The 12,512-nt window shown below is 46.1% G+C and carries 12 protein-coding genes; 3 read left to right on the top strand and 9 right to left on the bottom strand.

Annotated elements, in window-relative coordinates:
* The 3 genes from VIM87_RS19735 to VIM87_RS19745 all read left to right on the top strand — a co-directional run.
* Positions 1–1,061 (top strand): alkaline phosphatase family protein (locus VIM87_RS19735; protein WP_331998663.1); only part of this gene is annotated, 1,061 nt, incomplete at its 5' end.
* Between the two features lie 12 nt (positions 1,062–1,073).
* On the top strand, positions 1,074–2,144 hold the full coding sequence (locus VIM87_RS19740; protein WP_331998664.1) for a flippase-like domain-containing protein: 1,071 nt from the start codon (positions 1,074–1,076) through the stop codon (positions 2,142–2,144).
* 2,227 nt (positions 2,145–4,371) lie between these two features.
* Entirely contained in the window at positions 4,372–6,087 is a 1,716-nt protein-coding gene (locus VIM87_RS19745; protein ID WP_331998665.1) for a gliding motility-associated C-terminal domain-containing protein, read from the top strand.
* A 181-nt stretch (positions 6,088–6,268) separates the two neighbouring features.
* Here the strand turns inward: VIM87_RS19745 and VIM87_RS19750 are convergent, their stop codons facing one another.
* The 9 genes from VIM87_RS19750 to VIM87_RS19790 all read right to left on the bottom strand — a co-directional run.
* Positions 6,269–7,204, bottom strand: coding sequence for a hypothetical protein (locus tag VIM87_RS19750; RefSeq protein WP_331998666.1), 936 nt, complete (start codon positions 7,202–7,204; stop codon positions 6,269–6,271).
* A gap of 195 nt (positions 7,205–7,399) precedes the next feature.
* Entirely contained in the window at positions 7,400–7,648 is a 249-nt protein-coding gene (locus VIM87_RS19755; RefSeq protein WP_331998667.1) for a hypothetical protein, read from the bottom strand.
* A 4-nt stretch (positions 7,649–7,652) separates the two neighbouring features.
* A complete protein-coding gene (locus tag VIM87_RS19760; RefSeq protein WP_089913848.1) occupies positions 7,653–8,204 on the bottom strand; it encodes an RNA polymerase sigma factor in 552 nt (183 codons plus the stop codon).
* 265 nt (positions 8,205–8,469) lie between these two features.
* Positions 8,470–9,330, bottom strand: a complete 861-nt coding sequence (locus VIM87_RS19765; RefSeq protein ID WP_331998668.1) for an anti-sigma factor — start codon at positions 9,328–9,330, stop codon at positions 8,470–8,472.
* 5 nt (positions 9,331–9,335) lie between these two features.
* Positions 9,336–9,893: an RNA polymerase sigma factor gene (locus VIM87_RS19770; protein ID WP_331998669.1), complete on the bottom strand. Its 558-nt coding sequence runs from the start codon at positions 9,891–9,893 to the stop codon at positions 9,336–9,338.
* Between the two features lie 69 nt (positions 9,894–9,962).
* Complete coding sequence (def, locus tag VIM87_RS19775) at positions 9,963–10,541, bottom strand: peptide deformylase (RefSeq protein ID WP_331998670.1); 579 nt, start codon at positions 10,539–10,541, stop codon at positions 9,963–9,965.
* 208 nt (positions 10,542–10,749) lie between these two features.
* On the bottom strand, positions 10,750–11,160 hold the full coding sequence (gene ruvX, locus VIM87_RS19780) for a Holliday junction resolvase RuvX (RefSeq protein ID WP_331998671.1): 411 nt from the start codon (positions 11,158–11,160) through the stop codon (positions 10,750–10,752).
* A 36-nt stretch (positions 11,161–11,196) separates the two neighbouring features.
* Positions 11,197–12,063, bottom strand: a complete 867-nt coding sequence (locus tag VIM87_RS19785; RefSeq protein WP_331998672.1) for a UbiA-like polyprenyltransferase — start codon at positions 12,061–12,063, stop codon at positions 11,197–11,199.
* 62 nt (positions 12,064–12,125) lie between these two features.
* Positions 12,126–12,512: TrmH family RNA methyltransferase (locus tag VIM87_RS19790; RefSeq protein WP_331998673.1), on the bottom strand; the 387-nt coding region annotated here is incomplete at its 5' end.

The following is a 12,512-nucleotide window of genomic DNA, read 5'->3' on the forward strand; positions in this document are numbered from 1 at the left end:
CATATAACCTGTATAATATGATCACCCGTAATATACCCCCTGCAAATGACCTGGGTAAAAAGGGGAAGGGTCTGTTATACACACGTGCTCATTTCTGGAAACGGCATCACCCCGTTGATGAGCAGGGCCACCGGCGTATTATGGACATGCTGCAGGCAGGTAACGACTTTGACTTTTTGTTTGCAGTATTTCCAAGTGTTGACTGGGATTCCCATTACCACCATATCCGTGACCCGCGTACCATTGAGGCCTACCAGATAGCAGATAACAGCCTGGGCGAAGTAAGGACCCTGCTGGAGAAAAAGGGATGGTGGCAGGATACACTGTTCATCCTCACATCTGACCATGGGCTAACGCCAACGGATACACATCTTGACCTGGGCGAATGGATGACACAGCACGATCTGAAATCCGTGTATTATCCCACCATCTGGAAAAGCAATCCCAAATCGGCTGTTATGGTGTCGGGCAATTCTTTTGGCAGCATTCACCTGTTGAACCATGAAGGTGATCATGTGCTGCGCGAAAAGGAGATCCTGAGTATTATGGGCAGCGCACGGTTAAATGAGCTGCTGGCAGAAAAAGCCGTGGATCTTGTTATTTACCGCGGTAACACTTCTCAAAGCTTTGTAGTGCATAATGCTGATGGTAAAGCTACCCTTGAAGTAAGGGACCAAACTTTTGCCTACTATCCGGAAAGTGCTGATCCGCTTAAGTTAGGCGGGGAGCTTTGTGTGAATGGCCACCGGGCAGCTCTGGAAGCCACCTTCGATAGCGAGTATCCCGATTCACTTTACCAGGTACAGCAGCTGTTCCAAAGCCGCAGGGCAGGGGATCTTGTAGTGAGCGCCCGCACCGGCTATGACCTGCGTGATTTCTGGGAATATCCCGAACACCTGGGCTCGCACGGCTCATTGCACCGCTCACATATGCATGTGCCGCTCATCTACAATCAAAAGCACTGGCATACACATCCTGCCCGCACAGCGGATCTGTTTAACAGCATCTTAAAATGGAAAGGGATCAGCACCGCTGTTTCGGAAGGAGAGGCCCTGAACTAAATCACTAATTATATGATGTCAGAAGTAAATTATAAACAACCCGGCATATCATCTGTTTTTAATAAAAAGCTTATTATAAAAGGCAGCCTCTGGCTGGCATTGATCACGGTACTAACCATAGCGGCTATTTTTTTTTATAACAATACGGGCCAAACCATTCAGGCATTATCGCATATCTCTTACCGGTACATTGTTATTTGCCTGTTGATGCTTTTTATAGACCTGATGCTGGGCAGCTGGCGTAATCACATTTACATTCGTAAGCTTAATCCGGCAGTATCACAATGGGTAAGCTTTAAAGCCAATGTGGCGAACATGTTTATGGGGGCTGTAACACCGGCTCATGGCGGCGCAGGGCCGGCACAGATCTTTGTGTATACCAGCAAGGGAGTATCTTTTGTAAATGCATTTGCGGTGAGTTTGATCAACATGGGGGCCACCCTTATTTTTATGCCGTTGGCCGGTTTTATAGCTATTATGCTTATGGATACCAGTACGGTGAGCGGTATGGTGCCGGCCATGTTAAAATATGGGTTCAGCTTTTTCCTGTTATTTTTATCCGCCTTTTTGCTGGCCTTCTGGAAACCGGTTTGGGTGGGCAGCATCATTAAAAAAATAGCAGGTGTTTTATCGGTGCTGCTGCCTGCACGTAAGGATAAGCTGGCCGCCTGGGCACAACGCGCATATGAGAACATTGCAAAGTACCAGCAAGCCTGCAGTATTATTGTTAAACAGCATCCTTTTCTTTTTCCGCTGAGCTTATTAATTACAACCCTGCTTTACCTGAATAAGTATTGCATGCAATATGTTATACTGTTAGGGTTGGGGGTACATGCCAGTTTAATGCAGGTGATCTCCATCCAGGTGCTGATCCAGTTCATGATCTATTTTGCGCCCAGCCCCGGTGGCAGCGGTTTTGCGGAGCTAAGTATTTCTGTGTTGTTTGGAAAGATTGTGCCGGCAGGCTTACCGGTGTTTACTCTATTACAGCGTTCATTCCTGTTGTTTTTCCCTGCGTTGATTGGGGCAGTGGTGGTGATTGATCTGTTGAGAAAGCAAACGGTGGTGAGCGGGAGGGGCTAACGTTCTCCTCTCCACAAATAATTCTAGTAAAAAAAACGGCAGCCCGTTAATCAGGACTGCCGTTAGCGTGTAAGCACACGCTGTTTGCTCTCTCATCGCAAATATTATTAAAATAAACATCCCGAAAGGGCTATTTATTGGTACCATTGCATCTCTATCTCTGTGTAACAAAAATAAGACACTAAATATAAATAAAGCGCTAATCATTTGTTAATGGAAAAATTAATTTAATTATTACATTATCAATCGTTTGCAGTTTAATTTAGGGGTTAATTTATCAGTAAACAAAACGTATAAGTGCTGCTAATTCTGCTATGCGTTAAGCTGCTTCTCCTGCTTAATCAAGGATGTCCATCTTATAAATACTGCTAATTCTATTATGCTCCAAACCTGGATTACTTACCTCCTATGTAGCTGAAGGTCCTTGCCGGTGATTTTAATAGGAGGTGGAAAAATGATGTATGAAATCTATGTAGCTGAATCCTTGCGGATCATTTAACAGCGTGTGGGAAAAATGAGGGACTAAGTAGTAGTGCGGCGTCGGAAAATAACAGCTTAAGGTGATAGATAAAATGCCGCATCACCTCTTTGTTATAATAGCCAGAGGAAAACTTATTACCCGGCTTACATTGTGCATAAAAAAATCCGCCCCGAAGGGCGGACTTTAGGAGAGCGGCGGCTTGCCGCCGCTCCACATCTCTCAAATGTGAAACAAAAATAAGGCGCTCAATACAAATAAAGCGCTAATCAGTTGTTAATGGAAAAATCAATTTAATTATTACATTATCAATCGTTTGCATTTTAATTTAGGAGTTAATTTATCAGTGAACAAAAAACGTATAAGTGCGGCTAATTCTGCTATGTGTCAACCCGCTTCTCCTGTTTAATCAGGGATGTCCATCTCATAAATACTATCCTTGCCGGTGATTTTAACAGGGGCGGAAAAATGATGTATGAAGTCTATGTAGGTGAAATCCTTGCCGGGTGATCTTAACAGGATGCGGAGAAAATGATATATAAAGTCTATATGGCTAAAATCCTGCCCGATGATTTTAACAGCATGCGGAAAAATGATGCATGAAGTCTGTAACTGAAATCCTTGCCGGGTCATTTTAAGAGGGTGTGGAAAAATGATGCATGAAGTCTATGTAGCTGAAATCCTTGCCGGGTGATCTTAACAGGGTGCGGAAAAAATGATGTATGAAGTCTACGTAGCTGAAATCCCTTGCCGGGTAATTTTAACAGCGTGCAGAAAAATGACGGTATTAATTAGCAGTGCCTCCTACGTAGCTGAAATCCCTGCCGGGTGATTTTAACAGCCTGCGGGAAAAAGACGGTATAAGTAGCAGCAGGCAGCCGGTAAAAATAACAGCGATAGATAAAATGCCGCATTACCTCTTTGCCGTAATAGTAACGAAGATCTTCATTACCCCCGGTTTAACTACTTGTAACATTACCGGCTACACTACACAAAAAAATCCGCCCCGAAGGGCGGACTTTAGGAGAGCGGCGGCAAGCCGCTCTCCTCATCTCTCATTAAATCAAAAATAAGACAGCAAAATCAAATAAACCGCTAATCAATTGTTAACGAAAATTAATTTAATTATCACATTATCAATTAGTTTCAATTTAGATTGATAGTTTATTCAAGTATAAACAGTAGGTATAAATTTACAGAGAACAGAATAATAGTTACCAGGCAACAGGTGTGCAGCTAGTACCCTGATAACCCAGGCTCCCCTACACAAAGCGCCGCCCTCCTCCAGCTACCAAAAATACTTTTAGCAACAGCAAAACTGATCGTATTGTAAAACGAACGATCTTTGCCAGAGAAGTGATCCTGTTTATAATATAATCCTGTGATAATTTGTCCTGTGAGAAATACTGTATGGGTTTTCAATAAAATCTTTCTTCCATCGTTTTTAACATAATACCGAGTTCGCTTAAAAATATACCGACACCTGGCTGAAACAAGAGAGAGGGCTGGTTCATATACCTGTCCGGTGCTGCTCCCAAAAAATAAGGTAGCCCCTTAAGACTACCTTGATATGCATACATGATGCACTTATCCCTCATGAACAAAGTTAAGGTTCTGAATATGTTTTTTTGCTAATCTGATGTTAATGATAATGAATAAGTTACTACATTATCATCTGTTTTTCTATGAAAAAAAAGTATTATATATTTATATTTCTATTAACTTAGTGCCAATACCCATGTCCTATACATGAGAAGCCTTATTCACTGCCGTATCCTATGTCCGCTGATACTCCTGGTAGCCGTTTGTATCAGCATGGCCACATCACAATATTCGTATGCCGCCCCTGCCAGGAGCGCGTGGCTGACGCCTTTTACCTACTCCAGTACCTGTGTGAACACAGATATCAAGTTCGCCATTACTACGGAGGATGAGACCATTGATTCCGTATTGTGGGACTTTGGCGATCCGCCCTCCGGTGTACAGAACACTTCCGATAAAATGATCGGCAGCCACCAGTACGCCACTATTGGTACCTATACCGTTACCCTTATTGCTTACCGGGCCGGTGTAGCTGATACTACTACCGTTTCCATCACCGTAGTACAGCCTGTACCCTACAATTTTCCTGAACCGGTTGATACCACGCTTTGCGAAGGACAAACCATTGTTCTCAGCGCGCCAGTGGTAGCCGGCGCCACCTACGAGTGGACACGGAAAGATTCCGTAGGCGCCACCATTGTAGCAGATACCACCGGCACCTACAGGGTAAAGATCAATGGCTGCGAGGTACCGGATTCTGTGAACGTGTTCTTTACACCTATCCCGGAAATTGAGCTGGGCGATGACCACCTGCTGTGCATTAACGAGGCCATTCGCCTGGATGCCACCTCGCAGGATGGTAACTACCAGTGGTACCGGGATTTTACACCCATAGCAGGAGAAAATGCCTCCACCTATGTTGTAACCACCAGCGGCACCTACATGGTGCAGGTAAACGCAGGCGGCTGCGGCATTTTCCGCGATACCGTGACCATTAACTTTGGTGGGCATGAACACCCCTTTACCATGGGCCCCGATACCTTGTTATGCCCCGGGGAAACTATTGTGCTGGCGCCCCAGGTAGCCGGCGCCTCCGGGTACAGCTGGTTTAACGGTTCAAGGAACCCTACGGTAAGGGTAAGCAGCCCGGTTGATGCCTGGGTGTTTATAGAAGTAGATAATGAATGCGAGGTGCTGGATACCGTGCGGGTTGACTACAACCGCCTGCGCGGCGTGAACCTTGGCGGTGATACCACTATTTGTAAAGGCGAGTTCCTGGTGCTTACCGCCGATTTCGGGCAGGGCCAGTACCTGTGGCAGGACGGCTCCGACCAGGCCACCTATTATGTACGCGAACCCGGTTACTTTTATGTACGGGCGCAAATAGGCCGCTGTATTTCTTCTGACACCATCCACGTAACTTATGATGATACTTTGCACATCAACCTGGGACCTGATAGTACCATATGTAAGGGAGAGCAGATACGGCTTTACCCCAAAGGCGCAGGCACTAATTATAAATGGCAGGATAGTACCAACATTCCTGTTTTTATGGTAACCGAGCCCGGTTACTATGCGGTAGTAGCTAACAACACCTGTGGCCGCGCTACAGATTCGGTACTGGTGCTGGCAAAAGATTGCGAGTGCCAGGTATGGCTGCCGAATGCGTTCACTCCTAACGGCGATGGGAAGAATGATTATTTCCGGCCCATTTACCGATGCCTGTTATCGGACTTTAAGCTCAGCGTGTACGACCGCTGGGGACAGCGGATCTTTTACAGTACCGATCCGCAGGTTAGCTGGACCGGGCGGCAGAACGGTGTGCAATTGAACGTTGGCACCTATGTGTGGGTAATGGAATATACGAGCGCCAGCACACAGCAATCGTTCCGGAAAACCGGCGCCGTTACGATCGTGTATTAATGTGCTGATGTGCTAATATGCTGATGTGCTGATTCTTGCTTAAGTAGCTATTTTACTAATAAAATAAAAGGTGCAAATGAACTATTCATTTGCACCTTTTTTATTTAAAAATAATTCTCTATTCCACTTCAATCGCATACACCAGCACACCAGCACATCAGCATATTAGCACATCAGCACATCAGTCTACGTGAAACCTTGCCACAAACGCAGCAGTCTCGCGCTTTTTGAAAGGTACATCCCAGGTACCATCGTACGTAACCAAAGCCGGTATTAAAAGATCATTCTTCTTGGTCATCTCCACATTCATACGCACGTTAAAATCAAATAACAACGTTTTGTAAGAGAGCGAATATTTACGGCCTACGATCTCAAAGTTCTCCTTATTAAAATAAGTTACCAGCTCATTGATCACCACATCGCCCCGGTCTATGCGGCCCAGGTCTTTTTTTGCACGGGCGGCAAATACATAGCAGGATACGCCCAGGTAATTTTCCGCAGTAATGAAAAAATCATAAAAGCGCATTACTTCCGGGTTAAAGATGGCTACTTTGGGCCCTACAATAGGTACGCCGCGTACGGGTTTGCCGGGATTAAAGATCAGCTGTTTTAACTGGGCCTTATGCCGTTGCATACTGCCGCCGCCCTGCTCGGGGCCATTGCCGTTTGCATCCACACAGGCGGTACCTTTTGTGAAGAACAGGCCGGCATACAGCTCGGCAGTATAGTAGTTATAATTGCCTTTGGAGGTATAAAAATCGCCGGTAACTTTTTCATTAATTACCTGCATGGTGCGGCAAAGGCCATTCATGGTCTGGCGGGTTTCGCTTTTCAGGGAAGCTTTTACCTGCTTATCGTTATCGTATATACGAATATCGTTATCGGCGGTAAAGCCCAGCAGGCGCAGGTTCTTAAAGGCCCGGTAAAAGGTGGTATCTTCTTCCACCCGTTTAATAAAACTATTAACGTCAAAGCCTATACGTTTGGCATTCACGACCACTTCATCCAGGTTCACAGTCATTCCTTTATAACGGGCAGTATCCTGGGCATAGGTATTATTAAAGTGTAACAGCCCGGTTATCAGAAAACCGGTAACAACCACGAAAAACTTCTGCATTCCTGCAAAATAGCAAAAATGTAATTAATGGCGGAATGAGGGTGCCTGTGCTAAATAATATATTGATATGATGCTTGTGCGGGAAGGGTTTTGTTAATAAAGGGTTAAGCAAATTTACAGATTGGAACTACTTTGCCCACCTGTGTATGCGGGTGCATGCACAGGAAATTATTTTGTTAATGAAGAGTTAAAGAGCTACGGCTTCTCGCATTTCGTTGTTTCATCTGCTACCATACGCAGCAAATGATCTTTAATTGCAGGCGGTGGTGCAATGGCCTGCAGGCTTACATACTGCTCCAGGTCCCGGCGGCAGGATTCTATTTCCTTTTCCAGCTCAGGATATGCTACCATAGCGGCTTCTAACTCTTTAGCTTCGGCTTCCGAGGCCATCCCGGTTACATACAATTCAATGATGCCGGAGGATATAAAACGCTCTAAGCTCACTGTTTTATAAAGTTTTTAAAAGATTCCTTAATTTGATCATCGCCAGGCGTGTTCTGGTCTTAACCGTACCCAAAGGTATGTTCAATATGGTAGATATTTCTTCTTGCGTGCAACCTTTATAATACGACAGGTCAATGATTATACGCTGTTCTTTGTTCAATTTTTCCAAAACTTTTGAAAGTCCCAGATGATCAGTAGATTGGTAAACGGCTAGGTGACCTGTATATAAATGTACGTCGTCCCCGACATCTTGGATTTTTTGCTCAAACCGGTGGGCTTTAGACCGGAGCATATCAATGGCTGTATTGCGCGTAATATTCAGCATCCAGGTGAACAGCCTTCCTTTTTCCTCGTTATAGCGGTCTATGTTGCGCCATATTTTCAGGAACACTTCCTGCAGCGTATCGCCGGCTGCATTTTCATCATTCAGTATTTTCAATGCAACCCCGTACAGGGCAGGTGAATAATGATCATATAAATAGCCGAATACGCGCTGGTTCCTGGCTTTCAGTCCCTGAATTAATTCTGCTTCCGTATATGTATAATCGGATTCCACTATTAGTCTGCTGGTTATTTAAAAGGTTTCCTAAGGTAACAGTAGCCGGTACCTGTTAAGCAATTGCTTTCAGAATGGGCTGGTCTGTATAAAATTCACTGATTCTAAAGGAGGCAAGATTATGGGGTAAAATGAGATTGAAAGATAAGGAATTAATTAATAATTAAAAGTGAATACGGGATAATTAACAACTAAGTATACACGTAAAATTTTAATATAATAAAATCAGTTAATTATTAATGGCTCATTATTAATAAAGCATTGCTCAGCCATTTACTTTGCCGCTTACAAACACCTGATCCGGGGTAGGGTTGGTGTTACCACCTTTTTTTTCCAGGGTAATGAAAAATATCTGCGAGGCAGCCAGGTCCTTCATTTTTTGCAGGGCGGTACGCTGCGGTCCCATTTCAAACACACCGGCATCCACCGGCTTGCCATTCACCATGGCCCACAGCTGATATTGCTGATCTGCGGCAGGTTCCGGCAGGGTTTGCGCCAGCAGGTACACTTCTTTGGATTGGGGGTTCCAGCATATGGTGGCAAACTGACCGGCATGTTTACTGTTACCGGAAAGCTTGATCCATTTAAAGGCCGGGTCCTTCATTAGTACCAGCTCCCGTTCCGTATGCTGCAGTTTTGATTGTATAGACTCCTGATCAGCAGTGACTTTATTGTGGGTGGCAACCAGCTCTTCGTATTGCTGCTCAGCTGCTTTATAGCGATCGGCATACCGCACATTCATGACCAGGCTAATGATCAGCAGCACAACTGCCAGTACCAGCGCATATTGCCAGATCCGTTCCCTCGGAATGGAGAGTTTAAAACCTTTTGAGGGGGCGTCTTCTTCCGGCACCGGCTCCCGCAGCTCCTCCGGCAGCAGGGTTTCCCCTTCTGCGGAATCTTCCTTATCTATTACTTCCATCAGGCGTTTGCGGATGCCTTTTGGCGGCGTAACGGCATGCAGCTGCACATATCTTTCCATATCCTGACGGCAGGCCTCTACTGCTGCCTTTACTTCGGGGTACAGGCTTATAGCCTGCTCCACTTCCCGGGCTTCCTGTGCGGGAAGCAGGCCTACCACATAGCTTTCAATGATACCGGACGATATGTAGCGTTGTACATCCACCTTGATTACACCTGTTTTAAGAGATTCCTTAATTGAATAATGGCATTGCGCATTCTTGTCTTAACAGTGCCCAGCGGTATGTCCAGTAGTTTGGCAATTTCATCTTGTGTGCAGCCGCGGTAATAGGCCAGGTCAATGATCACCCGCTGCTCTTTGTTCAGCTGGTCCAGCACTTTGGACAGGCCCAGGTGGTCTACGGACTGCTGTACGCTCAGTTTTTCCCATTGCAAAGTAGCATTACCCAGCTCCTGCATTTTCTGATCCAGCTTATGCGCACGTGAGCGCAGCGTATCAATAGCCGTGTTGCGGGCAATGTTCAGCATCCAGGTGAACAGGCGTCCCTTGTCCGGATCATAACGCTCTGCGCTACGCCAGATCTTGAGGAAGATCTCCTGTAATGCATCTACCGCGATGTTCTCATCGTTCACCACTTTAAGGGCCACACCGTACAAAGCCGGAGAGTAATGATCATATAAGTAACTGAAAACCTTCTCGTCCCGGGATTTTAATCCCTGAACAAGTTCAGCTTCTGTATATGTAAGAGAGGGTCTCAAGTTGGACACAGGGATAGTTAAGTAAAAGCAGTGTCCAAAATAACAGGATTATTTTACATTACAAAATTTTCATCTATTTTATTTATAGAAAATCATCTTGTAATCGGTGCTTATTTTCCCTTTGGAGATATCTTCCAGCTTCCCTTTTAGCATTCTGCGCTTCAGGGGCTTCAGGTAATCGATGAACAGCTTACCATCCAGGTGGTCATATTCATGGAAGATCACACGGGCTGTAATGCCGTGAAAGGTTTGTTCGTGCGGTTGAAAATGTTCATCTACATAACGCAGGCGGATGGTTTCGGGGCGGTACACATCCTCCCGGATCTTGGGGATGCTCAGGCAGCCTTCATTATAGGGCCATTCCTTGCCTTCAGCATCTACTATATGGGCATTAATGAATACCTGTTTAACGCCCTGGTCGCCGGGGTAATCGGCTTTTTCGTCGTCTTCCAGGTTATTAATGATCTGCTCACTATCTACCACAAATAAGCGGATCGGCTTATTCACCTGCGGCGCGGCCAGTCCTACCCCGCTGGAACCATACATGGTTTCCCACATATTGGCAATAAACTGCTGCAACTGCGGATAGTCGGGAGTAATATCTTCACTAACTTTTCTAAGCACCGGGTGGCCGTACGCTACAATGGGTAATATCATTGCTAATAATATTTTTAAAGAGGGGCAAAGGTAATAAATAGTTGGCAGTTAGCTATTAGCTGTTAGCTCTTAGAGGGTAGAGCGTATGTTGAATATATAATGGAACAGCAGGCATAAGCAATAATGTGCATTAATAGCAAGCATAACTGTGGAGAAGCGGCCATGACTGTCAACTGCCAACAGCTAATAGCTAACTGCTAACAGCTAACTACTTGTACTGCAAGTACTCCTGAAGTAAAACAGTGGCGCTGATCTCATCCACCAGGGCCTTGTTCTGCCGGTCTTTCTTTTTAAGGCCGCTGTCTATCATGGAACGGAACGCTATTTTGGAGGTAAAACGCTCGTCTATTTTTTTCACCGGCATATCCGGGAAATTTTTTTGCAGGATGCGGATGCATTCGGTGACCAGGGCAGTAGCATCCGTAGCATTACCATCCAGGCCCTTGGGCTCGCCAATAATGATCTCAGACACGGTTTCCTGTGCAAAATATTTTTTCAGGTAAGGGATCAGGTCGTGCGTAAGCACCGTCGTTAACCCGCTGGCAATCAGCTGCAGTGGATCTGTAACGGCCAGGCCGGTCCTTTTTTTTCCGTAATCAATGGCCAGGATGCGCCCCATAATTTATTTGTAGATGCGTTTAAAAAGAAAACAGTATTACCCGATGATCAGCATATCGCTGATCACAAATACAGCATATACCACGCTGGCAATGCCATTGGTGGTCATAAAGGCCAGGTTTACCCGGCTCAGGTCATGCGGTTTTACCAGCAAATGCTGGGATACCAGCATAATAATGAATACGCCGGCGCCTATCCAGTACAGCCAGTGAAAATGGCCCATTACACCAATGCCTAACACAATGATACCGGCTATAATGTGCAGCACTTCGGAAAAGCGCAGCGCGCCTGGTTTGCCCAGCCAGGCCGGTATGGAGTTAAGGGATTGGGAACGGTCAAACTCCTCATCCTGCAAGGCATAAATAATATCAAAGCCCGATACCCAGCAAAGCACCAGTACCGATACCAGCACCGGCAGCAGGTCAAAATAGCCGGTTACGGACAGGAAAGCCCCAATAGGAGCTAGGGACAGGCCCAGGCCCAGCACCAGGTGGCACAATGCCGTAAAACGTTTGGTATAGCTATACCCCAGCACTACCAGCAGCGCTACGGGCGACAGGAAAAAGCAAAGACGGTTAATGAACCAGCTGCACAGCATGAACAGCGCGGCATTGGCAATTACAAAGAACAGGGCATTACCCGGCGCTATAATACCGGCAGGGATCTCCCTTTGCGCAGTGCGCGGGTTCCGTTTGTCAATATCCGCATCCAGCCAGCGGTTGAAGGCCATGGCAGCGCTGCGGGCAAATACCATGCACAGCACTACCAGCACGAACTGCTGCCAGTGAAAAGGCTGCTGCGCTTTTATGGTAGCCATAAAAAAGCCTGTCATGGCAAAAGGCATGGCAAAAATGGTGTGACTGAACTTTACCAGCGAAAGGTATTTATTAACGGTGCTGATCATATTTTTTGAGCTTTTGGCTATTGGCTGCCGGCTATTAGCTGCTAACGGCTAACAGCTAATGGCTATTTTTTCAACTTTGCAAAGATATCCCAAACCACAATACCCGCGCTAACGGAAATGTTGAGGGAGTGTTTCATACCGCTCTGCGGTATCTCAATACAACCATTCACCAGCTGCATCACCGCAGCATCCACGCCCGATACCTCGTTGCCGAAAACAAGCGCCAGCGGCTGGTTGGCAGGTGGTGTAAATGCATCCAGCATTATGCTTTGCGCGGCCTGCTCTACAGCCATTACAGCATAGCCGGCAGCCTGTAGCTGCTGTACGGCATCCAGCGTGGTGGGAAGGTATTGCCAGTCCACTGTTTCAGTGGCGCCCAGGGCGGTTTTGTGAATATCCCGGTGTGGCGGCGTAGGCGTGTAGCCGCAAAGCACCATGCCCTGTAAAAG

Origin of the sequence: Chitinophaga sp. (assembly GCF_036569125.1) — a bacterium.
Lineage (GTDB): Bacteria > Bacteroidota > Bacteroidia > Chitinophagales > Chitinophagaceae > Chitinophaga.